Source organism: Paraburkholderia sp. 22098, assembly GCF_052045935.1.
GTDB classification, from domain to species: domain Bacteria; phylum Pseudomonadota; class Gammaproteobacteria; order Burkholderiales; family Burkholderiaceae; genus Paraburkholderia; species Paraburkholderia caledonica.
Map to the genome: position 1 here is coordinate 56,173 of NZ_JBQEPV010000016.1, position 26,931 is coordinate 83,103.

Annotated in this window: 28 protein-coding genes and 1 pseudogene; 16 read left to right on the forward strand and 13 right to left on the reverse strand. The window is 60.6% G+C overall.

Going from position 1 to position 26,931, the window contains the following annotated elements; all coding sequences use genetic code 11:
* The first annotated feature begins 29 nt into the window (after positions 1 to 29).
* From ACTJLB_RS26980 to ACTJLB_RS27015, 8 genes are all read left to right on the forward strand, one after another.
* Entirely contained in the window at positions 30 to 821 is a 792-nt protein-coding gene (locus tag ACTJLB_RS26980) for an IclR family transcriptional regulator (RefSeq protein WP_027776233.1), read from the forward strand.
* Between the two features lie 47 nt (positions 822 to 868).
* The gene (locus ACTJLB_RS26985) at positions 869 to 1,354 is read left to right on the forward strand and encodes a MaoC/PaaZ C-terminal domain-containing protein (protein ID WP_088176281.1); all 486 of its coding nucleotides are present in this window, start codon (positions 869 to 871) and stop codon (positions 1,352 to 1,354) included.
* Between the two features lie 14 nt (positions 1,355 to 1,368).
* Positions 1,369 to 2,232, forward strand: coding sequence for a sugar phosphate isomerase/epimerase family protein (locus tag ACTJLB_RS26990; RefSeq protein WP_310357419.1), 864 nt, complete (start codon positions 1,369 to 1,371; stop codon positions 2,230 to 2,232).
* A 12-nt stretch (positions 2,233 to 2,244) separates the two neighbouring features.
* A complete protein-coding gene (locus ACTJLB_RS26995; protein ID WP_020067565.1) occupies positions 2,245 to 2,706 on the forward strand; it encodes a MaoC family dehydratase in 462 nt (153 codons plus the stop codon).
* Positions 2,707 to 2,757: 51 nt separating this feature from the next.
* Positions 2,758 to 4,374: an acyl CoA:acetate/3-ketoacid CoA transferase gene (locus ACTJLB_RS27000; protein ID WP_440785101.1), complete on the forward strand. Its 1,617-nt coding sequence runs from the start codon at positions 2,758 to 2,760 to the stop codon at positions 4,372 to 4,374.
* On the forward strand, positions 4,371 to 5,279 hold the full coding sequence (locus ACTJLB_RS27005; protein WP_440785103.1) for an aldo/keto reductase: 909 nt from the start codon (positions 4,371 to 4,373) through the stop codon (positions 5,277 to 5,279). The genes ACTJLB_RS27000 and ACTJLB_RS27005 overlap by 4 nt, the downstream gene beginning before the upstream one ends.
* Positions 5,280 to 5,521: 242 nt before the next feature.
* Positions 5,522 to 5,875, forward strand: coding sequence for a DUF1428 domain-containing protein (locus ACTJLB_RS27010; protein WP_020067568.1), 354 nt, complete (start codon positions 5,522 to 5,524; stop codon positions 5,873 to 5,875).
* A 128-nt stretch (positions 5,876 to 6,003) separates the two neighbouring features.
* Positions 6,004 to 6,381: a nuclear transport factor 2 family protein gene (locus ACTJLB_RS27015; RefSeq protein WP_440785104.1), complete on the forward strand. Its 378-nt coding sequence runs from the start codon at positions 6,004 to 6,006 to the stop codon at positions 6,379 to 6,381.
* A gap of 88 nt (positions 6,382 to 6,469) precedes the next feature.
* On the opposite strand, the gene ACTJLB_RS27020 is transcribed toward ACTJLB_RS27015, so the two are convergent.
* The 5 genes from ACTJLB_RS27020 to ACTJLB_RS27040 are packed head-to-tail and all read right to left on the reverse strand — an operon-like array spanning position 6,470 to position 12,231.
* Positions 6,470 to 8,086, reverse strand: coding sequence for a long-chain fatty acid--CoA ligase (locus tag ACTJLB_RS27020; RefSeq protein WP_440785106.1), 1,617 nt, complete (start codon positions 8,084 to 8,086; stop codon positions 6,470 to 6,472).
* A 24-nt stretch (positions 8,087 to 8,110) separates the two neighbouring features.
* The gene (locus tag ACTJLB_RS27025; RefSeq protein ID WP_440785108.1) at positions 8,111 to 9,316 is read right to left on the reverse strand and encodes an MFS transporter; all 1,206 of its coding nucleotides are present in this window, start codon (positions 9,314 to 9,316) and stop codon (positions 8,111 to 8,113) included.
* A 39-nt stretch (positions 9,317 to 9,355) separates the two neighbouring features.
* On the reverse strand, positions 9,356 to 9,958 hold the full coding sequence (leuD, locus tag ACTJLB_RS27030) for a 3-isopropylmalate dehydratase small subunit (RefSeq protein ID WP_440785110.1): 603 nt from the start codon (positions 9,956 to 9,958) through the stop codon (positions 9,356 to 9,358).
* 3 nt (positions 9,959 to 9,961) lie between these two features.
* Positions 9,962 to 11,359 (reverse strand): 3-isopropylmalate dehydratase large subunit, encoded by a 1,398-nt coding sequence (gene leuC, locus ACTJLB_RS27035; protein ID WP_440785112.1) that lies wholly within the window; start codon positions 11,357 to 11,359, stop codon positions 9,962 to 9,964.
* Positions 11,359 to 12,231 (reverse strand): isocitrate lyase/PEP mutase family protein, encoded by an 873-nt coding sequence (locus ACTJLB_RS27040; RefSeq protein WP_408174012.1) that lies wholly within the window; start codon positions 12,229 to 12,231, stop codon positions 11,359 to 11,361. The genes leuC and ACTJLB_RS27040 overlap by 1 nt, the downstream gene beginning before the upstream one ends.
* Before the next feature lie 158 nt (positions 12,232 to 12,389).
* On the opposite strand from ACTJLB_RS27040, the gene ACTJLB_RS27045 reads away from it, so the two are divergent.
* Positions 12,390 to 13,187: a GntR family transcriptional regulator gene (locus ACTJLB_RS27045; RefSeq protein WP_204521312.1), complete on the forward strand. Its 798-nt coding sequence runs from the start codon at positions 12,390 to 12,392 to the stop codon at positions 13,185 to 13,187.
* 99 nt (positions 13,188 to 13,286) lie between these two features.
* Here the strand turns inward: ACTJLB_RS27045 and ACTJLB_RS27050 are convergent, their stop codons facing one another.
* Positions 13,287 to 13,850, reverse strand: a complete 564-nt coding sequence (locus ACTJLB_RS27050) for an isochorismatase family protein (protein WP_088176289.1) — start codon at positions 13,848 to 13,850, stop codon at positions 13,287 to 13,289.
* Between the two features lie 233 nt (positions 13,851 to 14,083).
* Between ACTJLB_RS27050 and ACTJLB_RS27055 the strand changes: the two genes are divergently transcribed.
* Positions 14,084 to 14,818, forward strand: coding sequence for a Sua5/YciO/YrdC/YwlC family protein (locus ACTJLB_RS27055; protein ID WP_204521314.1), 735 nt, complete (start codon positions 14,084 to 14,086; stop codon positions 14,816 to 14,818).
* Between the two features lie 188 nt (positions 14,819 to 15,006).
* Here the strand turns inward: ACTJLB_RS27055 and ACTJLB_RS27060 are convergent, their stop codons facing one another.
* The gene (locus tag ACTJLB_RS27060) at positions 15,007 to 15,573 is read right to left on the reverse strand and encodes a TetR family transcriptional regulator (protein WP_087750727.1); all 567 of its coding nucleotides are present in this window, start codon (positions 15,571 to 15,573) and stop codon (positions 15,007 to 15,009) included.
* A gap of 83 nt (positions 15,574 to 15,656) precedes the next feature.
* Between ACTJLB_RS27060 and ACTJLB_RS27065 the strand changes: the two genes are divergently transcribed.
* A complete protein-coding gene (locus ACTJLB_RS27065) occupies positions 15,657 to 16,550 on the forward strand; it encodes an SDR family oxidoreductase (protein WP_408130621.1) in 894 nt (297 codons plus the stop codon).
* 72 nt (positions 16,551 to 16,622) lie between these two features.
* Here ACTJLB_RS27065 and ACTJLB_RS27070 read toward each other — a convergent pair whose 3' ends face one another.
* Both ACTJLB_RS27070 and ACTJLB_RS27075 read right to left on the reverse strand, forming a co-directional pair.
* Positions 16,623 to 17,351, reverse strand: a complete 729-nt coding sequence (locus ACTJLB_RS27070) for a YoaK family protein (protein ID WP_440785114.1) — start codon at positions 17,349 to 17,351, stop codon at positions 16,623 to 16,625.
* Positions 17,352 to 17,386: 35 nt separating this feature from the next.
* Positions 17,387 to 17,794 (reverse strand): DoxX family protein, encoded by a 408-nt coding sequence (locus tag ACTJLB_RS27075; RefSeq protein WP_440785116.1) that lies wholly within the window; start codon positions 17,792 to 17,794, stop codon positions 17,387 to 17,389.
* Between the two features lie 389 nt (positions 17,795 to 18,183).
* On the opposite strand from ACTJLB_RS27075, the gene ACTJLB_RS27080 reads away from it, so the two are divergent.
* The gene (locus ACTJLB_RS27080) at positions 18,184 to 18,612 is read left to right on the forward strand and encodes a DUF1810 domain-containing protein (RefSeq protein WP_440785117.1); all 429 of its coding nucleotides are present in this window, start codon (positions 18,184 to 18,186) and stop codon (positions 18,610 to 18,612) included.
* 105 nt (positions 18,613 to 18,717) lie between these two features.
* Here the strand turns inward: ACTJLB_RS27080 and ACTJLB_RS27085 are convergent, their stop codons facing one another.
* Positions 18,718 to 19,017, reverse strand: a complete 300-nt coding sequence (locus ACTJLB_RS27085; protein WP_440785118.1) for a hypothetical protein — start codon at positions 19,015 to 19,017, stop codon at positions 18,718 to 18,720.
* Between the two features lie 318 nt (positions 19,018 to 19,335).
* Positions 19,336 to 19,656 (reverse strand): hypothetical protein, encoded by a 321-nt coding sequence (locus ACTJLB_RS27090; RefSeq protein ID WP_020067585.1) that lies wholly within the window; start codon positions 19,654 to 19,656, stop codon positions 19,336 to 19,338.
* A 240-nt stretch (positions 19,657 to 19,896) separates the two neighbouring features.
* Here ACTJLB_RS27090 and ACTJLB_RS27095 point away from each other — a divergent pair, with 240 nt between their 5' ends.
* Together ACTJLB_RS27095 and ACTJLB_RS27100 are read left to right on the forward strand one after the other, a co-directional pair.
* On the forward strand, positions 19,897 to 20,085 hold the full coding sequence (locus tag ACTJLB_RS27095; protein ID WP_440785119.1) for a hypothetical protein: 189 nt from the start codon (positions 19,897 to 19,899) through the stop codon (positions 20,083 to 20,085).
* Positions 20,086 to 20,446: 361 nt separating this feature from the next.
* Complete coding sequence (locus ACTJLB_RS27100; RefSeq protein WP_440785121.1) at positions 20,447 to 21,598, forward strand: porin; 1,152 nt, start codon at positions 20,447 to 20,449, stop codon at positions 21,596 to 21,598.
* Between the two features lie 234 nt (positions 21,599 to 21,832).
* On the opposite strand, the pseudogene ACTJLB_RS27105 reads toward ACTJLB_RS27100, so the two are convergent.
* Positions 21,833 to 21,916, reverse strand: a pseudogene (locus tag ACTJLB_RS27105) (GntR family transcriptional regulator); the annotation flags it as partial.
* 632 nt (positions 21,917 to 22,548) lie between these two features.
* Between ACTJLB_RS27105 and ACTJLB_RS27110 the strand changes: the two are divergent.
* Both ACTJLB_RS27110 and ACTJLB_RS27115 read left to right on the forward strand, forming a co-directional pair.
* On the forward strand, positions 22,549 to 23,007 hold the full coding sequence (locus ACTJLB_RS27110) for a hypothetical protein (RefSeq protein ID WP_408130626.1): 459 nt from the start codon (positions 22,549 to 22,551) through the stop codon (positions 23,005 to 23,007).
* 81 nt (positions 23,008 to 23,088) lie between these two features.
* The gene (locus tag ACTJLB_RS27115; RefSeq protein ID WP_408130627.1) at positions 23,089 to 24,312 is read left to right on the forward strand and encodes a porin; all 1,224 of its coding nucleotides are present in this window, start codon (positions 23,089 to 23,091) and stop codon (positions 24,310 to 24,312) included.
* A 73-nt stretch (positions 24,313 to 24,385) separates the two neighbouring features.
* Here ACTJLB_RS27115 and bamA read toward each other — a convergent pair whose 3' ends face one another.
* Positions 24,386 to 26,695 (reverse strand): outer membrane protein assembly factor BamA, encoded by a 2,310-nt coding sequence (bamA, locus tag ACTJLB_RS27120; protein WP_440785124.1) that lies wholly within the window; start codon positions 26,693 to 26,695, stop codon positions 24,386 to 24,388.
* Positions 26,696 to 26,931: the final 236 nt, after the last annotated feature.

The following is a 26,931-nucleotide window of genomic DNA, read 5'->3' on the forward strand; positions in this document are numbered from 1 at the left end:
TCAATTCACATGCAATGAGTAAATAACGTATGAGCGTCGCTTTGGAACGTGGCATGGCCATCCTCGAGTTGCTGTCGACCGATCGCAACGGCATGCAGTTGAGCCGGCTTTCGGAGGCTCTCGATATTCCGGTAAGCGCAATGCATCGCTTGCTGACCAGTCTGATCGAAATGGGTTACGTGCATCAGACACGGGAGATGGGGCAGTACTGCCTGTCGCTGAAGTCCGTGTCGCTCGGCATCCGTTTCGTATCGAAGAACAATCTGATCGACCTCGCGCGGCCGTTGATGGACGAACTCGCGAGCGTTTCGGGTGAGCTGTCGCGGCTCGGCCTGATCGACGGCGAGCGGCTGGTGTGGGTGTCCAAGTCGCTAGGCACGCGGGTAGGTCTGCGCTACGACCCGGACAGCGGCGCAGAAGCCCCGTTGTTCTGCTCTGCGTCCGGGCTGGTCTGGCTCGCCACGATGAGCGACGAAGAAGCGCTCGCGCGGGTGATGAAGACCGGCTTCGGCCGGGACGAGGATTACGGCCCGAACGCACCGCGTACCCCGGAGGAATTTCTCAAGCAACTGCGCCGTGCACGCGCGAACGGCTACGCAACGGTGACCAATAGTGTCGAGGCGGCCACTTCGGCAATGGCCGCGTTGATTCGCGGCAAGGACGACGAGCCGATTGGCGTGCTGACGATTGCGGGGCCGATGTTCCGCTTGACCGCGAAGCGCATGCAGGAACTCGCGCCGCTGCTGATGCGCGCAACGGCGGCATTGTCGGAAGTCAATGCCCCCACGTTTGCCATGCCGCCGGCACATCTGCACGGGTGAACGCACTCAATGCCCCCAATGCCCTCTAACGGGAAGGAGATCCAGCAATGAGCGACTCTGTCGCCAGTGACACGCGGCGTCTGCTGAAGCCGGGCCTTTACGGATTGAACGACATCGAGGCCGGCGACTACTACCTCACCGCTGGCGTCACCGTGACCGAAACACACGTCGTCAATTTCGCGGGCGTCTCGGGCGACTACTACGACATTCACGTTGATGACGTGGCCGCGCAGGAGGCCGGCTTTCCTGGGCGCATCGCCCACGGCCTGCTCGGTTTGTCGCTCGCCGACGGACTGAAGACGCGTTGCCCGGTGCTGCTCAAAGGGCTCGCGACACTCGGCTGGAACTGGTCGTTTCGCGCGCCATTGATGATCGGCGATCGCATTCATGTCGATATCGAAGTCATCGGCAAACGTCCGACCAAGCGGCCCGATCGCGGGATCGCGACGTTGCGCCTGAAGGTGCTGAATCAGCGCGGCGAAGTCGTGCAGGAAGGCGAAACGCTGATGATGATGCCGACTACGCTCGCGTGAGGGAAGCACTCGTCATGCGCGATCTTTCACAGCATCTCGAGCACTTTGCCCTCAACACCGCGACGCTCAGGCAATGGCCGCTGGAGCGCATCATCGAGGGCTGCGCGCGTCGCGGTATTCGCGCGATAGCACCGTGGCATGCCGACGTCGAGCGCGTTGGTGTGGCACAGACAAAACGCCTGCTGCGCGAGGCGCAGATCGAGTTGGCCGGCTATTGCCGCGGCGGTCTGTTCCCGGTCGCGCAGGCCAGCGAACGCGATGCGGTTTTCGAGCGTAACCGGCGTGTACTCGACGCCGCGCGCGAACTCGATGCGCCTTGCGTGGTCCTCGTCGTAGGCGGCTTGCCGGGGGCGATGGAGGGCGAACCGCAAAGCCGCGATCTGGCCGGCGCGCGCGAGCAGGTGAAGGACGGCATTGCACGCATCCTCGACTACGCGAAGTCGCTTCGCATGCCGCTCGCGATCGAGCCTCTGCATCCCATGTACGCCGCCGATCGCGCATGTGTGAATACGCTCGAACATGCGCTCGATCTGTGCGACGAGATCGACCCGTCGATGCAAGGCGATCTCGGCGTCGCGGTGGATTGTTATCACGTGTGGTGGGACCCGAAAGTCGACGCGCAGATCGCACGTGCCGGCAAGCAACGGCTGCTTGGCTTTCACGTTTGCGACTGGCTCGTGCCGACCCGCGACATGCTCAACGATCGCGGCATGATGGGCGACGGCGTCATCGACATCGCGCGGCTGCGCAGCCAGGTCGAGCAGGCGGGATTCGACGGTTTCATCGAAGTGGAAATTTTCTCGAGCGACAACTGGTGGAAGCGCGACGGCGACGACGTGCTGGACACCTGTGTCGCACGTTACCGAACTGTGGTGTAAAGGAGTTAAAGCATGGAGCAGTCAGGTCTCGATTTCGTGGAAGTCGGTCAACGCTATACCTTCGGCAAGACCGTGTCGGAAACCGATGTGATGCTGTTCGCCGGCATAACGGGCGATTTCAGCCCGACGCACGTCAACGAACAGTACGCGCGCGAAAAGTCGAATCTCGGCGGACGCATCGCGCATGGCGCACTGATGGTGGGCTATATGTCGACCGCTTCGACGCTGTCGATCGAACACGTGATTCACAAAGAGAATCTCAGCGATTTCCCCGTCTCCTCGGGCTACGACAAGCTGCGTTTCCTGAAACCGGTTGCGCTCGGCGATACGATCACCGTGGTGTATGAGGTGATCAGGATCGACAAGGAAAAAGGCCGCAGCATTGCGAAGAACGAAGTGTTCAACCAGCGCGGCGAACTTGTCGCGGTCGGCGAACACGTCATGCGCTGGGCGAAGAAACTGAAGGGCGAGTGAGCGGGCAGAAGGCGCATAACGGCGTATTGCAGCGGATCATCGGACAACATCATGCAGATCATTACAGCAGAAGAAGCGGCCTCGCTCGTAAGAGACGGCGACACGGTGCTCATCAGCGGATCGGGCGGCGGGCACGCGGTGCCCGACGCGCTGGTGGCGGCGGTCGGCGAACGGTTCAAACGCGAAGGTGCGCCGCGCGGTATAACCTCGATGAGCATCGTCGGCGTTGGCGATCGCGCGGCCCTTGGTGCGAGCCATCTCGCACAAGAAGGCTTGCTACGTCGCGCAATCACAAGTGCACTGGTCGATTCGCCCGGTCTCGTCACGCTCGCGGCGGAGGACAAGATCGAGGCATACACGCTGCCGCAGGGCGTGATGTCGCAACTGATGCGCGAGATGGCCGCGGGGCGCCCTGGCCTGATTACCAGAACAGGTTTGCATACCTTTGTCGATCCGCGGCAGCAGGGCGCGCGGCAAAGTCCGCGCACGCCGGCCGATTTCGTTGAAGTAATCGAACTCGACGGCGAGGAATACTTGCGGTTCAAGCCGTTGCCGCTGAACGTGACCTTCATTCGCGGCACGACCGCCGACGAAGACGGCAACGTGACGATGGAAGAAGAAGCCGTGCTTGGTGAGATGCTGGCGATGGCGCAGGCAACGCGCCGCGCGGGCGGTGTGGTGATAGTGCAGGTTAAACGGGTGGCGCGGCGCGAGACCTTGCCGCCCAAACAGGTGAAGGTGCCCGGCATTCTGGTCGACTTCGTCGTGGTCGTGCCGGATCAGCCGCAGACGTACGCGACATCATACGATCCGAGTTACGCGGGCGAACTGCGCGTGCCGTTATCGGAGATCAAGCCGTTGCCGTTCGGACCGCGCAAGGTGATCGTGCGGCGCGCGGCGCTCGAACTCTATCCCGGCGCGGTGTGCAATCTTGGCGCGGGCGTTTCGACGGGTCTGTCGACGATCGCTGCTGAAGAAGGTCTGCTCGACGCAGTCATACTCACGAATGAGCAGGGCATCATCGGCGGCGCTCCGCTCACCGGACGCGATTCGGGTGGCGGCCAGAACTTCGCCGCGATGATCGAGCAGCCGTCGCAATTCGATTTCTACGACGGCGGCGGCCTCGATCTCGCGTTTCTGTCGTTCGCTGAAGTCGATCCGCAAGGCAACGTCAACATCAGCCGTTTCGGCGACAAGATCATCGGGGTCGGCGGTTTCATCAACATCAGCCAGAACGCGAAGTGCGTGATATTCAGCGGCACGCTGACGGCGGGCGGGCTGGATGTCGGCTGGGAAGGCGGCCAGACCGTGATCCGCAGCGAAGGGCGGCATCGTAAATTTGTCGAGTCGATCGAGCAGGTCTGCTATAGCGCAGCGTTCGCGCGCGAGCGTGGGCAGACCGCGTTGTATCTGACGGAGCGCGCCGTGTTCCGGCTCGGCGACGAAGGCCTCGAATTGATCGAAATTGCGCCGGGCGTCGATCTTGAGCGCGACGTGATCGCGCAGATGGCGTTTCGCCCCCGTGTCGCCGCGGATCTGAAGACGATGGATGCGCGTCTCTTCGATCCGCAACCGCTTCGTATTCGCGATGAAATCGCCGCGCGCGGGCGGCGCTATCGTTCGGAACGTGTGGCGCAGTGGTATGCCGGGCGGGGCGCACGCGCGTGATCGAACGCGTGCCCGCTGTCGCGCTTGCGCGAGACGTCGCGGTCTCGAAGGTCGTCGCGGGCATGTGGCGTGTGATGCGCTGGGACTTGTCGCGCGAGGGGCTGGCGCGCTTCATCGACGAGTGCGTGGCGCTGGGCGTGACGAGTTTCGACCTTGCCGATATTTATGGCGGGGGCGCCGCGCAAGCGCTTTTTGGCGAAGCGCTGGCTGCGCGCGGCGGCAATAACGACGACATCCAGATCATCACCAAAGCCGGCATTCGGCTGCCTTCGTCCAACGGCGGCGGCGCGCGCGTCAAGCACTACGACAGCAGCGCTGCGCACCTGCGCAGAAGCGTGGACGATGCGTTGTCGGTGCTGCGCCGTGAGCGGATCGACCTGTTTCTACTGCACCGCCCCGATCCGCTTCTCGATCGGGACGAAGTGGCGGAGCTGGCCCATCAGCTGGTCGCGCAAGGCAAGATCGGCGCATTCGGGGTGTCGAATTTTTCCGCGCGTGAGTTCGACTTGCTCGGAGCGCGTGTGCCGCTAGCGAGCAATCAGATCGAGTTTTCGCCATTCCACACGGCGCCGCTCGACGACGGCACATTGACGGCGATGAATGCGACGGATGTCGTGCCGATGATCTGGTCACCGCTCGGTGGCGGACGGCTTTTCGACGCGTCCAATGAGACGGGCTCGCGTGTGCGTGAAGCGTTGCAACAGATACAGCGGGACCGCGGGCTGCCGGACTGGATACCGCTCGCCTACGCGTGGGTCTTCCGGTTGCCGAGCCGTCCCGTTGTGCTGACTGGAACGAGCCGCGTCGACGGGATCCGCGACGCGACGCGTGGCGCCGGCATCGCGCTCACGCGCGAGGAATGGTTCTACGTTCTTGAAGCAGCGCGGGGGCACTCTGTAGCCTGACCATTCGCTGACGTTGATCTACATATTTTGTTCTGACTGCGTTGCGCACTTTTGAGAGATTGGGAAGTTCGCACGCCACTCCCCGCAAGCGTAGGTTTCAGACGACATCGAAATATCTCGTGAGCTTTGTCGATTTCCTCAAGCGTCGTTCGTCGTGCATATAAGGCGGCAAGATTGCGGCAATGCTGTCCCCACGCCGGTTTTGCGACCCTATTTGTTATCAACGCGAACGGAGATCGTTCATGACTTACGTAGATGGATTTGTCGCCGCGGTGCCCACGGCCAATCGCGAAACGTACAGGAAGCATGCCGAATCGGCAGCGGCCGTCTTCAAGGAGCACGGCGCATTAAAGGTGGTCGAGTGCTGGGGAGACGATGTCCCGGAAGGGAAGGTGACGTCCTTTCCGATGGCGGTCAAACGGCAGCATGACGAGGCGGTGGTGTTCTCCTGGGTTGTCTGGCCCTCGCGACAGGCACGAGACGACGGAATGAAAGCGGTGATGGCTGACCCACGGCTGCAGCCTGACACCAATCCGATGCCTTTCGACGGCAAGCGGTTGATCTACGGCGGGTTTGAAGTGATCGTGGACGCATGAGGAGCCAAAGAAGGTGGCGCCGGTCGACAATGGCCGGAAGCTTGCGATTCACCTGAATTTCCTGCAGGACCACCTGCAGGAACAAGCCGTTGAGGCGCTTCTTGAAACATTCAATGGAGACGACGTATATGCAGCAAGATCCTGCCGACATCGCCCGTGAGAGTTATCTCGCCTATGTACGTAAGGACCGCGCCGCGATCGAGGCTCTGATCGGCGAAGACTTCCATTTCACCAGCCCTCTGGATAACCGCCTGGATCGCAACACCTACTTCACGCGTTGTTGGCCCAACAGCGAGACGATCACCGACTTTCAGTTCGTCGATGTCGTTGTTCATGGCGAACAGGTCTTCGTCGTGTACGAAGGAACGAGTGTTCGCAATCGACGATTCCGCAATACGGAGAGGCTAACCGTCCGCGGTGGCAAGATCGTCGAGGCAGAGGTCTATTTCGGCTGGTCCCTTCCGCACGACGCGCCCGATGGCGGATCTGTGAAGTCAGGCGCCTAGCAAGTGTGGCCGTCCCAGATCGCTTCGCCGACATTTCCGACTGACCGCTGCGCGGTCTGCATGGATCGTTGGGCCGTGTCGAAGCCCGTCACTGTCTGAGGCGCCTCCGAAGCGTGGCCTTGACGACCTTGCCTGTGGCGGTATGGGGCAAATCGTCGACAAAGTGGATGTCATCCGGGACCCACCAACGAGCGACACGCGTGCCAAGATGAGACAGCAGACCTTCTTTCGAAGGTGCTGTTCCGGGGCGAAGCACCACGAAAAGCACCGGACGTTCGCCCCATCGCTCGTCATCGCGGGCGACAGCGGCCGCTTCGTAGACGTCGGGATGTGACATCGCGGCATTTTCGAGCGTAACGGAACTGATCCATTCACCGCCCGACTTGATGACGTCCTTGGCACGATCGACGATTTCAACTGTTCCGGCTGCTTCGATCGTCGCAATATCGCCGGTTTCAAACCATCCGTCATTGGCTCTATTTGCGCTTTCGAGCGGGAGGTTGAAATAGGAAGATGCAACCCATGGGCCTCGGACCTGCAGACGCCCGGACGTAGTGCCATCGTGCGGCAATACGCGGCCGTCATCGTTGAGGAGCCGCGTCTCGACTCCAAACAGTGGCTTGCCTTGCTTCAGCCGTCGATTGGGCGACATGGTTCCCTCCGGCGCCGGCGATGCGGGCACGGTGCACCGATTGGCCAGGCCTACAGGGCTAGTTTCCGTCATCCCCCATGCATGGACGACGTCAACCCCCTGTTTGTGAAAACGCTCGACCATGATCTGAGGACATGCAGCGCCTCCAATCGCGACGCGTTCCAACGGGGCGATTTCACCTTTGTTGTCGTCAATCCAGTCCAGCAACGAGCCCCAGACGGTCGGCACGCCCGCAGTGAACGTCACTTTCTCGGTTGTAATGAGCTGATATAAGCTAGCCGCATCGAGTCTTTGCCCAGGGAGAACGAGCCGCGCACCGACCATTGGAGCGGCATGCGGTAACCCCCAGCCATTGACGTGAAACATGGGAACCACCGGCATGACAGTCGTGCGCTCGCCCAGGTTGAAGACGTCTGGCGCACAGACCGCCAACGCATGAAGCACAGTCGAGCGGTGGCTATAGAGCACGCCCTTAGGATCGCCAGTGGTGCCTGACGTGTAGCAGAGGCCGGCCGCGTCGTTCTCATCCAGCCGCGGCCAGTCGAACCCGCTCTTATGCGCCGCAATGACTTCCTCGTAACACTCGAAACCCTCGGCGATGGCCTCCGGCGGCATGGCGCTCGCCGAGCACATAACGATGACTCGCTCTACGGACTGGAGGCGCTGCCGCACACCCGCTACCAGTCCAACGAAGCTGGGGTCCACGAACAACAAACGGTCACCGGCGTGGTTGACGATATAGACGATCTGATCCAGGAACAGTCGCGGATTGATGGTGTGGCAGACGAAACCCGCACCCGAGACTCCGTAATAAATCTCCAGATGCCTTTGGTCATTCCAACCGAGCGTTCCAACGCGGTCTCCGCGTTGCAATCTCCAGGAGGCGAGTGCATTGGCAAGCTTGCTACTGCGTTCGTAGACCTCGGCATAGTTCGTTCGATGCAGCGACCCGTCGCTTACCCGCGAGACAATTTCCGTAGATCCGTGACAGGCTGCCGCATGACGAATGATCGAAGAGATAAGGAGCGGTTGGTCCATCATCGTAGAGCGCATTTGCTGTAACTCCGTCGATAGCGCTCAGGCGCCGGTTACTGGTTGCAAGCGCGCAGGCGCATGCTTGACCAACGCGAAACCACAGCAGCCAGCAACGAACAGCGAAGCCATCATTGCGCCGAACCCGCTCGCAAATGTGCCCGTGTCCTTCACGAGTGTTCCGATCACTAGCGGGGCGAGTACGCTACCGATCATGCCCACGGTTGCCACGATCCCCGCGTAGGCGGCGCGGGCTTCTTTCGGCGCGAAATCCAGCACAAGGGTGCCGTATGTGCCAAGACCGCCGTAGATGCAGAACGCAGCACCGCACAAGCCAGCAATACACAACTGAAGCGTGTTGCTGTAATAGGCGGCGAACAGGCAAAGGGCGCCGAGCAGGTTGATACCGCTAAGAAGCTGAGGTCGTTGCTTGAGCATGGGGCCACGGCCAAGCCAGCCGGTCACAATCAGCCCGATCACGCCGAAGACATACGGAATGCCACCGAGCATCCCAGCGGATTTCAGGTCGATGTGCCGTTCGAGCGCGAGATAGCTTGGCATCCAGCCGAGTAGGCCCCAGTACGCGGCGTTCCAGAAGCAGAAGACTCCGCTGATCAGCCAGAGCGCCGGTTGTTGCGCCAGAGTCCGGAACGGGATTCTGACTTCGTCGGTCGTGCCGACAGCGCGCTCCACTTCTGCTCTTTTGGGAAGCAGCACACTGTTCAGCACAGCGATCGCGATTGCCGGAGCGGCGAGCATGACGAACACCGCCTTCCAGCCGAACGAGGTGAGCAGTGTCCCGACGAGCGGGCCGGACAGGGCGGGCGCTGCCGCGATGGCCGTGGCCCACCAGGCAACCGCCTGGGCACGCTCACGCTCGTCGAACGTGTCGCCGACAAGCTTGTAGATCGCAGGGTTTGACAATCCTTCGGACACACCAAATGCAAAGCGCACGAAGACGAGAATCGCAACTCCGGTAAATAGCCCCGTCAGCCCAGTCAGCAATGCCCAGAAGAGCGGTGCGACGACCAGAACGACTCGTGTGCCGAAGCGGTCAGCGAGCCAACCTCCCGGCATCTGCGATACGAGGTAACCCACAGCGAACGCCGACAGGATGACGCCGAATGTCTGCGGGTTGAGATGAAGTGTCTGCATCATCGCGGGTCCTGCAAAGCCGAGGACGACGCGATCGATATAGTTGACGACCTGCAGCAGCCATATCGCAACCAGAATTCCCTTCTTGCCTTTCATTTCTGTCTCCGTAGTAGTTCTGAGCATCGAGTTCAACAGCTAGTCAGCTGAGCGTGACCCGACGTAGACCCAGGGACGACGACGTGCGTCGTCTGCCTGCCATTGGCGGATGAGGTCTTGTCTGCGAAGAGTGAGCGACATTTCATCGGCTCCTTCGATCAACATCTCGCGCCGTACGGGGTCTACCTGAAATGGAAACGATGTTCCATCGGGAGCCGTGATGACGCAGGTGTCGAGGTCCGCAGTGACTGCTGCGCCGCTCTGTGCCTGCTCTGCAAGATTTGCGACCTGCTGTTCGGGGAGCGCGACCGGCAACACGCCGTTCTGGAAGCAGTTGGACATGAAGATTTCGCCGAACGACGGGGCAATGACGACCCGAAGTCCCAAACCCTGCAATGCCCACACGGCGGCTTCACGCGATGAACCGCAACCGAAGTTCGCGCCTGCAATCAGAATCGGCGCTCCGATGAAGGGCTCCCGATCAAGGACGAACTCGGGTCCACGCCAGACTTCAAAAGCGTATTGGCCGAGTTGATCCTTGGGCAGCCCGGTCAGCCTTTCAATGCGAATGATGATGTCTGTATCGACGTCGCGCCGCAGCAGGGGAGCTGCGGGGCCGCTGACAGTCTGGAAGCGTTCCATGGCTTAACCCCTTCTTGGATCGACGATGGCCCCTGCAATCGCGGCAGCCGCAGCCGTTGCGGGGCTCGCCAGGTGCGTGCGCGCGCCCGGTCCCTGACGGCCGATAAAGTTGCGGTTAGATGTGCTGACAATGCGCTGGCCGGGCGGCACGACGTCGCCATTGGCGGCGACGCACATCGAACATCCAGGCTCGCGCCATTCGAAGCCGGCGCTGCGGAATACGTCCGCGAGGCCCTCGGCCTCGGCGATCTCCTTGACCCGCTGGGAGCCGGGAACGACCCATGCCCGCACACTGGGCGCGACGTGCTTGCCTCGCACGATCGACGCCGCTTCGCGCAGGTCGGAAATGCGGGAGTTTGCGCACGAACCGATAAACACCCAGTCCACGCTGGTGCCTGCCAGCGATTGCCCGCCGGAAAGACCCATGTATTCAAGTGCGGCTTCGACACCCTTGCGGCGCTCAGCGTCGGTGCTGTCCGTCGGATCGGGAACTGCCGACGTAACGGCTAACGCGTGCTCCGGAGTCGTGCCCCAGGTCACCATCGGCTCCACGTCGCTCAGGTCAATGCTGACTTCGATGTCGAAGTGCGCATCGTCGTCGGAGCGGAGCTTGCGCCACTCGCTGACGGCATGCTCGAATTCGTCACCTGCAGGTGCGTAGGGCAGGCCACGGAGAAAGTCGAAGGTCACGTCATCGGGTGGGCAGAAGGCAATCTTGCTGCCGAGCTCCACCGACATGTTGCACAACGTCAGTCGCTCCTCGACGCTCAGCCTTTTCAGGGCTGGCCCAGAGTGCTCGATGGCGTAACCCACGCCGGCTGAGCAACCCAGTTTTGCAATCACATGGAGAGCGAGGTCTTTGGCGAACACGCCTTTGGCCAGCGCACCCGAGTAAGTGATACGCATCTGACGGGGCTTCTTCTGGCGAACGGTTTGGGTTGCCAGTACGTGTGCCAGCTCCGATGATCCGATACCGAATGCGAGTGCGCCCAGGCCGCCATGCGTGCAGGTATGGCTGTCGCCGCACACGATAGTCGTACCGGGCAGCGTGAGGCCCATTTCCGGTGCCATCACGTGAACAATGCCCTGACCCGCTTTGCCCAGGTCGTAGAAGGGAACGGACGCGCTGTCGCAGTAGCGGCGCAGGCTCGCGTACAGCTTTGCGCCCGCCGGGTTCGTCTCGCCGGTACGGTGCGGGGCGCTACTGACCGCGTGGTCCGCCGTCGCGAACGAGAGGTCGGGCCGGCTCACGGGGAGTCCACGCGCAGCGAGCGTTTCAAAACCTCCGGGGCCGGAAAGGTCGTGGAGGAGATGGCGGTCAATTGCCAGAAGCGCCCAGCCGCCGCCCAGGTCAGTGACGACGTGAGCATCCCAGATCCGGTCGAACAGTGTCTGCGCCATTATCTTGCTCCGTCACGACCGGTGGCAGACGCAGCCGGATACTGCCATTCGAGCGCACCGAGCCGGTTGAACAAATCGCGGATAGGAAGCGCGTCGGGACGCACCTCGACGCGACCCGTGTTGCGTACGGTCGAGAGTGCGAGATCTGCGGCGCCCATCATGCTGGTGAGCAGCAGCCCAGGCAGGATCGCAATACGGAAGCCGAGTTCTGCAACGTCTTTCAAAGGAATATTGGGCGTTTTGCCGCCCGGGACAAGGTTGAGCAGGCACGGGCCATTCACTCGGCGAGCAATGGCCGCAGCCTCTTCGACCGATTGCGGAGCCTCGACGAAAGCGATGTCGGCGCCCGCATCAAGTGCCCGGTTCACACGCTCGATCGCATCGTCCAGCCCCGTCACAGCGCGAGCATCGGTGCGCGCAACGATCAACATCCCGCCTTCGCCACGTGCGGCGGCGGCGGCCGCAATTTTTTCGACGAATTCTGTCGTTTGGACCAGTTCCTTTCCTTCCAGATGACCACAGCGCTTCGGGAACAACTGGTCTTCGATCTGGATGGCAGCGACGCCGGATTTTTCATATTCCTGGACCGTACGGCGCACATTCAGGGCGTTCCCGAACCCCGTGTCCGCGTCGGCGATAACAGGAATCGACACCGAACGCGTCAAGGTCCGCGCGGCCGCCGTCATTTCGGTCAGGGTGACCAGCCCGAAATCCGGATAGCCGTTCGCCGCGGCAACACCGGCGCCCGTCATATAGGCGACGGGAAAACCCGCCTGTTCGATGAGGCGGGCGCTTATGCCGTCCCACGCGCCAGGAGCAACGATAAGCTCCTTCGACTCCAGCTGCTTTCGCAGCTTGTTGACTGCTTCCAATTTCTTCTCCGGTGGTGCCAGCGTGCTTTTACTGTATAACGTGTTATGACTAGATGCAAGTCGTTGTTATATCTAGTTGGAAGTGTTTACCATGAGAAATATTCTTTCTCGGTAGGCAGGACAACCGGCGTTGGCAGTCTATGTGGCGGAGAGGTAATATGACTTCTTTAAGCGTGGCTAGCGATATGACAGAACCCAAAGAAGGCCCTCTCTACGCGCGCGTGCATCAGGCCCTGGTGGAGGCGATCCAGCGCGGCAAACTCGCGCCGGGAACCGTGCTTCCTACCGAGAAGGAGCTGGAGAAGCAGTACGGAGTCAGTCGCATTACCGTGCGACGGGCGCTGGATGACCTCGAACGAGCCGGGTTGATCGAGCGCGGCCGGGGACGGCCTGCCAGAGTCGCTGCTCCGCTGGTTGCATCTACGACCATGGCTATCGACCAGGACCTTCCGTCGATCCTGGAGATCGGACGTGGCACTGTGGCCCACGTGCTTTCCTACGTCTGGAAGATGCCAAGTGCGGACGAAGCGCAACGCTTGCAGGTCGACGCCAGCGAACCCGTTCTCGAGGTGGCGCGCTTGCGGCGCCGGTACGATCGTCCGGTTCTGCATACTGTTGCGCGGGTGCCGGCGCCGATCGGGGCGCTTCTGACAAAAGAGGCACTGGAAGCGACCAACATGCTCGACCAGCTGGCGACTCGCGGTCTGCGCGCCGCCCGGACCGAAATGGAGATGCGTGCTCAGGCGTGCGACGCAAAAGTCGCCGAGCATCTCGAACTGAAAAAGGGCGATCCCGTGTTTGTCATGGAGCGCCTCGTGTCCGACACGACTGGACGACCCATACAAAGCATGACGGCCACTTTCCGGGCGGACAGCTTCACGTATCGGATCGTATCGGCCTCTGAATCCGAGGCTGGTCAGCCGATGAGAATGGAGGCGGCAGGGTTGTTCAGTTGACGGACGGCCCGAGGAGTTGTAGCTGAGCCAAGGCCGCGATGTCTTTTAGTGCAACGCGGCCTTCTTTCCCTCCGGCCAGCTACTTAAAGGGGCTACCCCTCAGGATTCTGCTTTCTGCACGAGAGCCAGGATTTCCTCGCTCGTACCGGTTTCTCCGAGCCAGGGGAAGATGCGGGAAACGCTGTTGTCATGGGCCTCTGCGCTCAGATCGGTCATCGCATCGACTGCCAACGTTACGTTGAAGCCAAGAGCGTGCGCCTCACGTGCCGTTGACTCGACACCGATGCTCGTGGCGATGCCGGCGAGGACAATTTGCGTCACGCCCTGAGAACGAAGCCAGGACTCCAGCGCCGTACCCGGGAAAGCGCCCCAGGTCTGCTTGGTAACGAGATGGTCTTCCGCGTCACGGGTAAGTTCCGGAATCAGATCGGTCCAGTCGGTGGGGAAGTCGGCCGTATTGTGGGCGTACTCTGCCCGACCGGGCGCGCCACCGGCGACATTCACCAGTACCACCGGCAGCCCGCGGCTGCGAAACGCCGCGGCAAGCGCATTGGCGCGCTCAGCAATCTGGTCGACCGGATGAATGACGGGAAGGGCAGCAATGCCTTTCTGAAGATCGATGACTACTAGTGCTGTGTTCGAATCGAGCGTCGTCACACTCATTGCGGTAATCCTCCATTGGTAGCAGCGCATGCGCAAAGAAATGTGCGGGTATTGGCATGGCGTACTAGGTATACTACCATGTACAAAGATGTTATGACATGAAGTACGATTGAGGCTGATGGACTCGCAGGGCCGGTGCAGCGTCCCGCCGGTGCTACGCGCGTCCGCCATGTCGTAATGGTTTGTACAACCAATGGAACAACATTCACGAATCTCTTACATTGGAGACGAGCATGCCGAGAATCGATATCGCAAGCGATGTACGCAGGGTCTTTGAAGTCGTTTCTGGAGGAGGCATTGCAATCTGGCCAAACGATGTCGGATACGGCATGGTCGGCAGCAGTAAGGCCGCCATGCAGAAAATCTTCGACACGAAGAAGCGAGGCAGCCACAAGCGCAATGCCATCCTCGGCGACGCAATCACGCAACGAGAGATTCATGCGCTAGACAAACGTTCGCAGGACATCATCGAGTCGATCACCCTCGACTACAACTTGCCGCTTGGTGCAATCGCACCGTGCCGCCTCGACCACCCGCTTCTTCAGAAGATCGACGACGAGTTGCTCGAGGCAAGTACAGCAAATGGCACCATCGCCATGTTGCTGAACGCGGGTCCCATTTACAACGAACTCTGTCGCCTGAGCCGCGAAGCGGTGCAACCTCTTTTTGGTTCGTCCGCGAACCTCAGTGGAAGCGGCCCCAAGTTTCGTGTCGACGATATCGAGCCGGAGATCAAAGCGGCCGCCGATATCATCCTGAACTACGGCTTGCGCAAGTATCACCACTATCAACGGTCGGCAACCATCCTCCGGTTTCCTGAAGTTGAAGTGGTTCGGATTGGTAGCTGCTACGAACTCATCTCCGACGTAGTCAGGCGTGAGTATGGTATTGAGTTGCCCGCGGACCCGGGACGGGACAAGTTGCCATCGGGTCATCTGAAGGAATTTGAGTTGTTGCGCGCGCCCTGATCGTCTCGATATAGACGGGCGTTTCTGTCATCACTATTCGCTACGGGCTCACCACGCTCCTGAAGGTGGTGCCTGACGAGGTCGGCCCGCGCTCGTTTCCGAAAACGAGCGGCGGGAATGGCGTTCACGTCGGCGTACCTTTGACGCGCCGGCAAGGATAGAGCAAGACCGCGAACTTCGAGGTGGCCTCAGAGTGAAGCCAGCGTCCGCAATCGCACAAGCGCTTCGCTCACGATCTCACCGTATGCGCGCTCTTCGCCGTCGGCAATCCATTGGCCAAACGCGACCCGGAAAACCGCAATGCCCGCTTCGGCGACGAGGCTCGCGTCAGGCTCCTGCACACCGCGCAAGCGCAGGGCGTCGGCGAGTGCGCCTGACAGCGTCGCCAGTTTGATCAACTCCCGCTCGTGCAACTCTGGATTGGCGGCGATCACCGCATGGCGCACGCGTGCGTAAGGTCGACGCTCGCCGGTGAAAAATTCGCCGGCGGTTGCGAGAGCCGCGGCGACCGCGTCGATAGCCGATGCGTCGGCCGGCGCTTGTGTGAGCGCATCCACCATCGTCTGCTGCAACTGCTCGGAGCCTTTGAAAAGGACCTCGCGTTTGTCGGTGAAGTAGCGAAAAAACGTACGCGCCGTCAGGCCGGCACGCTGCGCGATGGCGGCCACCGTCGTGCCCTCGAAACCGACTTCCTTGAACAGTTCGATCGCGGCGACAAGAAAGCGCTGCTCTGCGTTGGGTTCCCAGCGACCCATGATCCCTTCCAGAAAACGTGTTGACACTGTGTGACATCATAGCGCTATACTGATGTCACTCAATGACATCAACGGAGCATGCCATGCGAATACTTGTCACTGGCGCGTCGGGTTGGATCGGATCCGCGAGCGTCACGGAACTCATCGACGCCGGTCATCATGTGCTCGGCCTCGCTCGCAACGATGAGGCTGCCGCGAAGATCGCCGCGCTCGGCGCGGAAGTGGTGCGCGGCAGCCTCGACAATCTCGACAGCCTGCGTGTCGCGGCCACGATGGCCGAAGGCGTCGTGCATCTCGGCTACAACCACGACTTTTCGCAAATGGCAGCGGCAGCCCAGACCGATCGCGCGGCCATCGAAACATTCGCGGATGTGCTGACGGGCACGGGCGGACCGCTGCTGATCGCGTCCGGTACGCTCGGCCTCGCAACGGGGCGCGTCGGCATCGAAAGCGACACGCCGGCCCCGGACGGTCATCCGCGTCTCGCCAATGCCGCGTATGTGCTCGGGCTGCGCGAGCGTGGCATCCGTTCGATGGTCGTGCGCTTCGCACCCACGGTGCATGGCGCCGGCGGGGATCACGGATTCGTCGCGGTACTCGCGAGAATCGCGCGCCAAAGCGGCGCGTCGGCTTATATCGGCGACGGGCAGAATCGCTGGCCCGCAGTGAACCGGCTGGACGCCGGCAAGCTGGTGCGCCTCGCGATCGACAAGGCGCCGGCCGGCTCAGCCCTGCACGCGGTCGCCGAAGAAGGCGTCGCCACCCGCGAGATCGCCGGCGCGCTCGGCCGGTTCCTGAACGTGCCGGTCGAGTCGATTCCCGCCGATCAGGCGCAGTCGCGATTCGACTGGCTCAGCATGTTCTTCGGTGCCGACATCCCCGCGTCGAGCGCCCACACACGCTCGCTGCTCGGTTGGGAGCCAGTTCATCCGACGTTGCTCGAGGACATCGCGGCGGGACACTATCCGGGGCAATGATCAAGACTTTGGTTTGCGCTACGCACGCCAGTCAACCCGTCGAGCGAAGGCACGCAGCTCTGAAAGCGCAAGTCAGCGGTCGCGCGCGTGCCACGCGCACGAAGCGAGTATGCATAGCGCCACGAACGGCAAAAGCAGCGCCCAGAAAGAGGCGATCAGAAAGCCCGCAGCACCCGCACTGGCGCCGATCGCGAACCCGGCCACGGGCGGCAGGGTTCGCATGAGCCGTGTGCGCGCAGTCTGACGGCTCTTGATGTCGCGCCGGGAAGTCAGCAAGTCGAAGGCGTCGATCACGGCTTGAGTCACGTTGCCCGTCATCACCGTGTTTGCGACGACCGAGCGCGCGGTCAGGCGTCCGTGCGCGTTCTGCACGCCCATCGCGGCAGCGCCGAGCAGGCCGCAGGCAATCGCAATCGGCGTATCCGGACTGGTGACGGGCGCAGCGACGACGCCTGCCACCATGAACCCGGCGAGCAGCGCGGCTTGCATCACATACAGCGCAAACGCGCGTGTGCCGTGACTGCGCGGCGACAACAGGTTGTACAGCACGCGCGCCGCGATGATTCCGAAGACAAACGCGGGAAACGCCAGCCATTTGATCAGCAGGCCTTGGCCGGCACCTGCCAGCCCCGAGCCAATAAGGATGAAGTTGCCCGTGACGTGTGCGGTGAAAAGGCCGAACAGAGCGATAAAGCCGAGTGTGTCGACGTATCCCGCGATCGACGCGAGCCAGGTGTCCTCACCCGGCAGATGGTCGAGTGCTGGGGCGGATGCGTCGCGCGTGAGTGTCGTCTGGGGCATGGCGTGGTCGGGGCTGGGAAATGATGCGGCGCGCGTCAGGCTTGTCCGCGCGAGGGTGCTCGCGGACGCATGGCGATCCGGTAACGTCCCGCGCCGCCGATGGCGACGGTTCCGAACAGAATCAGAAGCATCCACGCGAACTGGGCTTCGAAGAGCGTCCATTCGCGATGCACGAAGCCGAGTGCGATCGCCGTGACAAGCAGAATCGGCAATGCGGCGAGCCGCGTCGCGATGCCGGCGATCATCAGAAGCGGGCAAGCCACTTCGGCGAAAAGCGCGAACCAGAAGGTCAGCGTCTTACCCATGTGCAGCGGATCGTCGATCGCGTTTAACTCCTGCGAGTAGTGCAAGGCTTTCGGCAAGCCATGCACCAGCAACACGAGGACGCTCGCGCTCACGCGCAGGAAGAGCAGCGCGGCATCGGTCGGCGAAAAGCGCGTCACGGGCGAGCGCCCGATATGGTCGAGGCGGCACGTCGCAGACGAGCGGACCGGCGGGGCAGGTTCATGTCGATTCCTTGATCGTTCAGCGCCGTGCGGCGGCTGTAGTGTCTCAAGCCGACAGACTACAGAACGCGGCCCCTGAAAGTCCTGATGTGCGCATTAACAGTTCTTAATTTTGCTTTATGGTGCCGCCGGCGGGACGTCACCATGCCGCCGCCAAGGCCATCGCATTGGAACCTGTCAATCAGAAAGCGTTTCGGCGTGCCGAAGTCGGGCACTCGTAATGCTTGGGATCCATGGGCGAAAGCACTAGCCGAAAAACCGTGCCCGCCCTCCAATCAAACTCTGTGACGGGCGTTTCTCGTGACACGCACGAAGGAGGCATGGCTATGGTCGACCGATATGATTTGCAACGTTTCGTGGACGCGCAGCAACCGGGGTATGCCCAAGTGACGGACGAACTACGCGCTGGCGACAAGCGCAGCCATTGGATGTGGTTCATCTTTCCGCAAATAGAGGGAATCGGCAGCAGCCCGACCGCGCAGCGCTACGCGATCTCCGGGCTCGACGAGGCGCGCTCCTATCTCGCGCATCCGCTGCTTGGTCCACGTCTGCGAGAGTGCACGGCAATCGTCAACGGTATCGAAGGCAAGACGTTGGATGAGATCTTCGGCTACCCGGACAATCGGAAATTCTGTTCGTCGATGACGCTGTTTGCGCGCGCCGCGCAAGACAACGCGGTATTCGAATCGGCGCTTCGCAAGTACTGCGACGATAAGCCGGATCCGCTCACCGTCGCCAGGTTGCCGCACGACTGATCGCGGGCAACAGCGGGCGGTGAGGCGGTGGACTGCCTCGCGCGCGGATCGGCAGACGGTTGTGCTGCGCGACCGCGTGACAAGCCGCCAACGGGTGTTCGCGTATTACCGGTTATCGAGCGGGTGAACCCCCGCGAGCGGGCTGCCGTATCCGCCCGATTGCGGGTTGTTAGGCAGCCCGTTGGACAACTGGGCGCGGGGATCCGTGACCTTGAGCGGCAGTTCGCCGGCCTGCCGGTTACCGTGCGTCGGATACTCACTGCCGAGCGGCGCGTCGGGAGTCAGCGCGAGCGTATTAAGCGGCGAGTTAACGTCGTCGCGCGCGGACATATCCGCGTGAGCTTGAGAAACGGGAACGGCGGTGAGGGCGATGGCATAACCCATGAAAATAAGCGCGGTACGCATGCTAGGACTCCGGTGAGAACTGTGCGGGGACGGATCTGCTGGGATCCATAAGGACTTACGCAGGCGTTGGCCCGGCGGATGCAAAAACGTCGTCGCAGACGTCGCCGAAGTAAGCGGTTTACGAAGGCGAGTGCAACGACTCGTGCGGCGCTATGCCGATCGTGCGCACTTCAAAGCCGATTTCACCAGCGGCCCGGATGACAGCGTCCAACGTCTTGAACTGACGCACTTACCGAAGATCGGCTTCCCGCGCCGTGCGCAGCTGGACCTGCACGTGGTGGCTCTGTCGGCTGACCACAGTTGCATGCGTCGCACGCGTCAGACACCGCCGGTGACGAGGGGCAGCACGGTAAGATCAGGATGCGTGCCGTCGACGATGCTGCGCCCAACGTGCACGGCCTCGCCGAGGGCCTCCTCTTTGCTGCCGAAACTTTCTTCGCCGTCCGCGTGAAACCGCACCGCATGTCCCGGAATCGTCGGATCGATGCCCGGATGACAAACGTAGCCCACATACGTGTAGCGGTTCTCCACCGCGTTGGACGCATTAACTTCGCCCGGCGCATTTTTAAGGAGCGGCTCCACGTGAATCTCGAAGCCCTCGTACTCGACCATTTGCCAAGCTGCGGTTTCGTCGCGCATAGCCGCCTCCGTCTTCGTCGCGCATATAGAAAAGTCTAGGTGATTTCATCGCCATGCGCGCTGATGGACGGCTACGGCAAAACCATTACCGCTTGATGGTGCCGAGTCGAGTGAGCGGCGGCGCCTCGCCGACGCAAGATTTTGTAACTGCCGCCGCTTTCCCACTGAGTATTCGACGGTTTGCGCCACCACGAGCTCGCTACACTCGCGTTGTTTGTGAGCCACGAGACGAGGAGAAAGATGATCGATACCACTCACGCAAACAGTGCAATGCGGCACAGCATCCGCCGGATCATACTGATTCCAGCCGTGACGATACTGTTCAGTTTGCAGGGATGCGCGACCTCGCTCGAGACCTTCGGTCTGGGCGCGGGCGTTGGCATTGCCGGTGTTTTCGGCTTACTGGGCTGCGCGATAGGCTGTCATTGACCTTCCCAACGATCGGCACCCGGAAGTAGAAATGGAAAGATGATTTAATAATTCAAAATAATAAAACCCGCTTGATTGGCATCTGAAAGATTAAGCAAGGAAAGTTATTCCATGGCGACTTGACGCCGCGCTTGCCGATCACTAAATTCGCCACGTTCGGTTCTTTCTCCACGACTCCACGCAGAGAAGGTGTTGCGCCGGACTCGGGGCTATGTGTTCGCACATAGCCCTTAATTATTTGTTTTATTTGGGCGTGCTAACTGTGTATTGATTAGCAAACACTTTTATTGAAATTTCAATTGATCAATGTATGCTGCGAACCCGTAATGCCTTTATCGGAACTTCAATAGAAGGAACAAGTATGAAAAAGACAGCATTGACTTCGGCGTCTCTCGCACTGCTGGTCGCGGCAGGATCCGCGCATGCACAGAACAGCGTGACCTTGTATGGCGTGATCGACGCCGGCATCGGCTACGTACATAACGCCGATTCCGGCAGCAACCTCACCGGCATGCTCAACGGCAACCTGAGCGGCGACCGATGGGGCCTGAAGGGGCAGGAAGAGCTCGGCGGCGGGCTGAAGGCAATCTTCACGTTGGAAAACGGCTTCGACGTCGGTACCGGTAAGCTCGGTCAGGGTTCGCGCGAGTTCGGACGGCAGGCATTCGTCGGGCTGACCGGCGCTACGTGGGGTACGGTCACGGCAGGCCGCCAGTACGATCCGATCGTTGACATGGTGCAGGGCGTCACGGCAGATAATTTCTTCGGGTCCGCCTTCGCGACGCCGGGCGACGTCGACAACAACGACAACAGCGCTCGTGTATCGAACGCGGTCAAATATGTGTCGCCGACCTACGGCGGCCTGCAGTTCGAAGGCCTGTATGCATTCAGCGGCGTCGCGGGCCAGGCGGGTCAGGGCTACACCTACAGCGGCGCGGTGTCGTATTCCAACGGTCCGTTCTCGCTCGCCGGCGGCTACCTGCGTGCGACCAATGCGTCGGCGACCGGTGCGCGCACGAGCTGGGCGAGCAGCACGACGGATTCGATCTTCGACAGCCATATCAACGACGGTTACGTGACGGCAAAGTCGGTCAGCATCGCGCAGGTTGGCGGCCAATACGTGATCGGTCCCGTGACGCTCGGCGCTTTGTATAGCAACACGCAATTGAAGGGCGACGCCTCGTCGACCTTTACAAGTACCGAGAAGTACAACAGCGGTAAGGCGTTCGTTGCGTACCAGGCTACGCCGGCACTGGTCGCGGGCGTCGGCTATGCGTACACGGCGGCATCCGGCGATACTTCCGCGCATTACCACCAGGTCAGCATCGGCGCGGACTACAACATCTCGAAGCGCACCGACTTTTACGCAGTTGCGGCTTACCAGCACGCGAGCGGCACGCAACGGCTCGCGGATGGCACGACGCAGGACGCCCAGGCTTCGATCGGTTCGTATGGCTACAACGGCACCGATTCGCAAGCGCTTGCGATCGTCGGTATCCGTCACAAGTTCTGATTCGGCCAACTCAGCACGCGTTGCGCTGCCAGTATCGGCGACAAGCCGGGACGCGCGTAGTCGCGCAAGATTGAACAGGTCTTGCGCAACTACGCGCGCCGTTTCCTTCGCGCGAGCATTTGTGCATGCCTCGTCGAATATGGCTCAGATGCCCGCGCAGTTGCCGCCCTCCTGAACCGAACCGGCGATGTGCGGTACGTCATGCGGCGGCCGCGATCAAATGCAAAAGCCTCGCAGGCATTTGCCCGCCCACAGTTCTCCTGCCACGATCTTCTCGCGTAAGGTCTGAACGATAGCCTGCTGTGTCGTTTCGTTCATCGTCATCGGCATCATTGGATGCTGTCGAGTGTAGCCACGCAAAACTCACGGCACCACGCGCGAAATAGCAACTTGCTAGTTAGTTTCGAAGGCATCCAATCTGTTTATCGCCCGGGGTGTTTCGCTTTTGCATCTGCGCAATCGCGGGCGGCAATTGGGATACCAACTCAGCCCGGCTCGATGCGGTTTTAAACGCGGACGAAAGATAGTGGAAGGGCATCCACATGGCTTTCACGCCGACGATTCGCCAACCGTCACACGTTTACCCGTACTTTTCAAAATTCTGTGTAATTTCTATCTTCGTATCCCAAGAGGGTGACGAGGACGGTTTTGAGACTTCCTCCCACCTATCCAATTGGCCCGCGCTCATCGCGGCCGTTGCAATCATGATGAACCGGCTTGCGCTGCGCTTCATCAGTAGTCCGGTTGCCGACGCATAAGTCGGCATTCCTGAGTCCTGCGAGAGCTGGTGGCCTTCGCTTGTGCGCCCGCTCGCGCATCCGGTGTGATGGCAGAGCGCGCTTTTCGGCGCGCTCACAAAGGGGGTAGACGTGGGCAATTTGAATGTAAGCAGAAGCGAGCTGAACCGGACAGATCTGCCATCCGCGTGGATATGGCCAAGCCGGCAGGCAATGCTTCGCGCCGGTGTTGCGGGCGGATTGCTCGGCGCAGTCATTATCTGGATCTACGAGGCGTTGATATGGGTGGGTGCACAGCATCTGATGCCGCTTGCCGGCATTCCGCGCAACGCAACGGGCCTTGTGTTCGGCAAGGCTGTGCAGGAGTCGATTGGCGTGTGGGCTTATGTGGTGGGAACAGGCATTCACTTCGTATTCGCGATTGCCTGGGGCGTGCTGTTCGCCGCGATCTGGCCGTACTTCCGCCGACGCGGCGTTGAAGCGACGCTGGTAGCCCTCGGCTATGCGGTGCTCGCGTGGATCGTCATGCACGTGGCCATCATGATCGCTTCGGACAACCACCCAAATTACTACGACCCCGCGGTGATCATCGGCGGATTCATGTCGCACATCTTCTTTACTGTGCCGCTCGCTTTGACAGTGAAACGCCAGTTCGAAAGACAAGCGCAGTAACGCGGCGGTTTTGTCCAACCGCCGCGAGCAGTGACGCAAAAAAGCATTTCAACAAAGACGTAGCAACTGGAGATCTGGAGAATGAAAATAAGTCTTAGGCGAATTGACGCCGTGCTGTTCGGTGCAGCAGTGACGGCCTCCGTACCGGCCCTCTCGCAAAGCAGCGTGACGTTGTACGGTATCGTCGATAACGGCCTTTCCTACACCAGCAATCAGACTTCTACGCTCGGCTCGACGAGCGGGGGCAAATCCGCTGTCAAGCTCGCGCCGGGGGTGTGGGCTGGAAGCCGCTTCGGTCTGAAAGGCGGGGAAGATCTTGGCGGCAATACCAAGGCCATTTTCCAGCTGGAATCGGGTTTTAACTCGGGCACGGGGGCACAGCAGTACACCAACGCGATGTTCGGTCGCCAGGCGTGGGTCGGTGTGACCAACCCGGCGTACGGCACGTTCACGGCGGGACGCCAGTATGCGTCGTACTACCAGATGCTCTCACCCTACAGCCCGACAACGTGGCTCACCGGCTACTACGGTGCGCATCCTGGCGACATCGACGGGCTGGATACGATTTACCGTGCAAATAACACGCTGGAGTACACCTCGCCCAAGCTGTACGGATTGACTGTCAGCGGTTCCTATTCGCTCGGCGGCGTTGCGGGCAGCACGAACCGCGGCTCGACGTGGTCGACGGCGGCGCAATATGCGTTGGGTCCGATCGGCCTTGCGGTCGGCTTCTCGCGCATCAATAACTCGACGTTGGGCGGCGGCACCTGGGGCGCGGATTCGACGACCACGAACGGCGGCTCGCAGATCGGGGTATCGGCGCTGACGAATGGCTATCAGACCGCACAGGCGCAGCAGCGTTTCGCGGTGGGTGGCGGCTATACGTTCAATAGCGCGTGGGACGTCACGGCCACGTACTCGAATGTTCAATACATTCCGGGCACGGGTTCGAAGTTCCACGACACGGCGATCTTCAATACGGGTGGTCTCGTGTTGCACTGGAAGCCGCTAGTTGCATGGGACTTCGGCGCGGGCTACAGCTACACGCGCGCTACCCGTGCGAACGGCATTGAGGACAGCGCGCAGTATCACCAGTTCAACCTGTCCCAGTACTATTCGTTGTCTAAGCGTACTGGCCTGTATGCACTGGAAGCCTATCAGCACGCGAAGGGTAAGACGCTCGGCACCAACGGCGCTGGGCAAATCATCGACGCGACCGCGACGCTTGGTGACGGCTACAATTCCGCGCCTTCGTCCACAGGCAATCAGTTCGCTTTCGGCGTGGGCGTTATTCACCGCTTCTGACCACTTATAGCTGAGTGTGTTGTTGCGAGAGAAGCCGGGCTGCTTTGTCAGCCCGGCTTTCGCGCCCTTAACATTAGAACGATGTGCCGATCTGAAACTGGAATTTCTGGTACTTGTCGGTAGCGTGCTTGACAACCGGGAAGCCGAGCGAAAGTTTGAGTGGGCCAATCGGCGATATCCATTCGAGGCCCGCGCCATAGCTGTAGCGCAAGCCATTGGCGCCCGTACTGTTACCCTCGTTGCCCCATACATTGCCGGCGTCGAGGAAGGTGAACACGCGCAATGTCCGGTCCCATCCTGTGCCGGGCAATGGGAATGTCATTTCGACGTTGGCCACCACCATTCGCGAGCCGCCGATCGGATCGCCCGTTGTTTTGTCGGTCGGACCCAGCGATCCCGATTCATAGCCGCGCACCGAGCCGATCCCACCCGCGTAATAGTTCTTGAAGATCGGATACGCCTTGCCGGCAAATCCATTGCCGTAACCGCCCTGAAGATTCATACCCAGAATGAAGCCGCGCGAGAACGAGTAATAGTACTGGGCCTGAACGTCGGTCTTGTAGTACTCGGTGCCTCCAGCCGGCGTGCCAATTTCGCTATTGGCCTGCACGAAGTAGCCGCGGCTCGGCACGAGTGCGCTGTCGCGATTGTCACGTGCCCAGCCTGCTGTTATCGGCACGTTGTTGACTACGTTGCCGAATTCGGCAACGTAGTCTTTGTAGCTCTGTGGCGTCGAGGAATCCGTGCGCAACCGGTTCTGCTCTAGTCCCAAACCGAAATAGACAGTGTCCGCTTCGGAGAACGGAATACCGAACTTCAGATCAGCGCCCACGGTGACAATGCGAAAACTCGTGTCGGTGTAGTAGTAAAGCGGATAGCTGGTGCGGTAGTACACATCCGTAATACGTTTGATGCCGTCCACGGTGAAGTAGGGGTCGGTTTGCGTGAGGGAAAGCGTACGGTAAGTCTTTGCCGTGTTCACATTCAGAGCGAGACTCGTGCCGGAGCCGAATACGTTGTCCTGCGAAATGCCGGCCGAAAGCACGACTTTGTCGGTGGATGAGAATCCCGCGCCGAGCGTAATAGCGCCGGTGGGCTTCTCGTTGACCTTGACGTCCACATCCACCTGGTCCGACGATCCTTCTACCGGCACGGTGGTCACATCCACATCGGTAAAATAGCCCAGACGATTCACGCGGTCTTTCGACAACATCAACCGGTTCGAGTCGAACCACGAACTCTCCAGTTGACGCATTTCGCGGCGTACCACTTCGTCGCGCGTGCGGGTGTTACCGGTGACGTTGATATGACGCACGTACACGCGGCGGCTTGGGTCCACCTGCAACGTGAGATCGACCGTATGGTGCTGCTGATCGATCTTCGGCAGTGCGTTCACCGTGGCGAACGCATACCCATATTCGCCAAGCTTATCTACTACCGCCTTGGTCGCGGCCTGCAGCTTTTCAGCGGAAAAGCGCTCGCCAGGTTTGATATTGACGAGCCTGGTCAGTTCACTTTCACGGTCGAGCAGATTACCCGCCAGTTTGATGGACGAAATAGTGTATGGCTCGCCCTCGTGCAACGTGACCGTCAGGTACATCTCCCTCTTGTCCGGCGTCAGCGATACCTGTGTCGACTCAATGTTGAACTCCAGGTAGCCGCGATTCAGGTAGTACGAGCGTACGTGCTCGAGGTCGCCGGTGAGCTTGTCCTTTGCATATAGATCGTTTTTCGTGTACCACGAGAACCAGTTCGGCGTGGACAGCTGCATTTCGTCGCGCAACGTGTTCGTATCGAATGTGCTATTACCGATGAAATTGATCTGCCTGATCTTTGCGCTCGGTCCCTCGGCCACGGAGAAGAGGATCGCGACGCGGTGACGGTCGATTGGAGTAAACGTCGTGGTGACTTCAGCGGCGTAATAGCCGCGCGTCAGATACTGGCGCTTCAATTCCTGTTCCGCCTTGTCCACCAGTGCCTTGTCGTAGGAGCGGCCTTGCGACAAGCCGACAGCGCGCAGCGCCTTCGTCAGATTTTCCTTGTCGAACTCGTGAATACCCGCGAAGTCGATCGTTCCCACTGCTGGGCGTTCCTGCACATGCACTGTAACGACGTTGCCTTCCGTGGAGATGCGTACGTCGTTGAAGAAGCCGGTGGCGTACAAGGCGCGAATTGCTTCGGAAGCCTTATCTTCTGTGAACATTTCTGCCTGTTTGATCGGCAGGTAGGCGAAGAGGGTGCCGGGTTCGATGCGTTGCAAGCCTTCAATCTTGATGTCCTGCACGACGAACGGCTCCGCGGCGTGAGCCGGGCTCGTTGCCAGCGTAATGCCGGCGAACGAAAGCGCGCCTGCTAGCCGGCTGGTTAAGGCTCGAAAATTCATCTTGGGTTTCTGGTCCTGATACAGCGCACAAAGCGCAGATGAGAACGCTCGAAGGCAAGCAACGCTTTCGAAACGGCGGTCTTTGGCTCTGGAAAGCGCGAAGTATAGGGACGTGTGCCGTGCCTGACGTTACTGAAAACTTTCCGCCCCTTATGGCCGATGCGCCATACGATGCGGCGGCAGGCGGCTGCGGGAGGACTTGTGCGACAGGCGTAGAAATTGTGCGTTACACAGAT

Excerpts from the sequence above, each read along its gene's own strand:
- ACTJLB_RS26980 (WP_027776233.1), top strand. The coding sequence starts at position 30 with ATGAGCGTCGCTTTGGAACGTGGCATGGCCATCCTCGAGTTGCTGTCG.
- ACTJLB_RS26985 (WP_088176281.1), top strand. The coding sequence starts at position 869 with ATGAGCGACTCTGTCGCCAGTGACACGCGGCGTCTGCTGAAGCCGGGC.
- ACTJLB_RS26990 (WP_310357419.1), top strand. The coding sequence starts at position 1,369 with ATGCGCGATCTTTCACAGCATCTCGAGCACTTTGCCCTCAACACCGCG.
- ACTJLB_RS26995 (WP_020067565.1), top strand. The coding sequence starts at position 2,245 with ATGGAGCAGTCAGGTCTCGATTTCGTGGAAGTCGGTCAACGCTATACC.
- ACTJLB_RS27000 (WP_440785101.1), top strand. The coding sequence starts at position 2,758 with ATGCAGATCATTACAGCAGAAGAAGCGGCCTCGCTCGTAAGAGACGGC.
- ACTJLB_RS27010 (WP_020067568.1), top strand. The coding sequence starts at position 5,522 with ATGACTTACGTAGATGGATTTGTCGCCGCGGTGCCCACGGCCAATCGC.
- ACTJLB_RS27015 (WP_440785104.1), top strand. The coding sequence starts at position 6,004 with ATGCAGCAAGATCCTGCCGACATCGCCCGTGAGAGTTATCTCGCCTAT.
- ACTJLB_RS27020 (WP_440785106.1), bottom strand. The coding sequence starts at position 8,086 with ATGCGCTCTACGATGATGGACCAACCGCTCCTTATCTCTTCGATCATT.
- ACTJLB_RS27025 (WP_440785108.1), bottom strand. The coding sequence starts at position 9,316 with ATGAAAGGCAAGAAGGGAATTCTGGTTGCGATATGGCTGCTGCAGGTC.
- leuD (WP_440785110.1), bottom strand. The coding sequence starts at position 9,958 with ATGGAACGCTTCCAGACTGTCAGCGGCCCCGCAGCTCCCCTGCTGCGG.
- leuC (WP_440785112.1), bottom strand. The coding sequence starts at position 11,359 with ATGGCGCAGACACTGTTCGACCGGATCTGGGATGCTCACGTCGTCACT.
- ACTJLB_RS27045 (WP_204521312.1), top strand. The coding sequence starts at position 12,390 with ATGACTTCTTTAAGCGTGGCTAGCGATATGACAGAACCCAAAGAAGGC.
- ACTJLB_RS27050 (WP_088176289.1), bottom strand. The coding sequence starts at position 13,850 with ATGAGTGTGACGACGCTCGATTCGAACACAGCACTAGTAGTCATCGAT.
- ACTJLB_RS27055 (WP_204521314.1), top strand. The coding sequence starts at position 14,084 with ATGCCGAGAATCGATATCGCAAGCGATGTACGCAGGGTCTTTGAAGTC.
- ACTJLB_RS27060 (WP_087750727.1), bottom strand. The coding sequence starts at position 15,573 with ATGGGTCGCTGGGAACCCAACGCAGAGCAGCGCTTTCTTGTCGCCGCG.
- ACTJLB_RS27065 (WP_408130621.1), top strand. The coding sequence starts at position 15,657 with ATGCGAATACTTGTCACTGGCGCGTCGGGTTGGATCGGATCCGCGAGC.
- ACTJLB_RS27070 (WP_440785114.1), bottom strand. The coding sequence starts at position 17,351 with ATGCCCCAGACGACACTCACGCGCGACGCATCCGCCCCAGCACTCGAC.
- ACTJLB_RS27080 (WP_440785117.1), top strand. The coding sequence starts at position 18,184 with ATGGTCGACCGATATGATTTGCAACGTTTCGTGGACGCGCAGCAACCG.
- ACTJLB_RS27085 (WP_440785118.1), bottom strand. The coding sequence starts at position 19,017 with ATGCGTACCGCGCTTATTTTCATGGGTTATGCCATCGCCCTCACCGCC.
- ACTJLB_RS27090 (WP_020067585.1), bottom strand. The coding sequence starts at position 19,656 with ATGCGCGACGAAACCGCAGCTTGGCAAATGGTCGAGTACGAGGGCTTC.
- ACTJLB_RS27095 (WP_440785119.1), top strand. The coding sequence starts at position 19,897 with ATGATCGATACCACTCACGCAAACAGTGCAATGCGGCACAGCATCCGC.
- ACTJLB_RS27100 (WP_440785121.1), top strand. The coding sequence starts at position 20,447 with ATGAAAAAGACAGCATTGACTTCGGCGTCTCTCGCACTGCTGGTCGCG.
- ACTJLB_RS27110 (WP_408130626.1), top strand. The coding sequence starts at position 22,549 with ATGCTTCGCGCCGGTGTTGCGGGCGGATTGCTCGGCGCAGTCATTATC.
- ACTJLB_RS27115 (WP_408130627.1), top strand. The coding sequence starts at position 23,089 with ATGAAAATAAGTCTTAGGCGAATTGACGCCGTGCTGTTCGGTGCAGCA.
- bamA (WP_440785124.1), bottom strand. The coding sequence starts at position 26,695 with ATGAATTTTCGAGCCTTAACCAGCCGGCTAGCAGGCGCGCTTTCGTTC.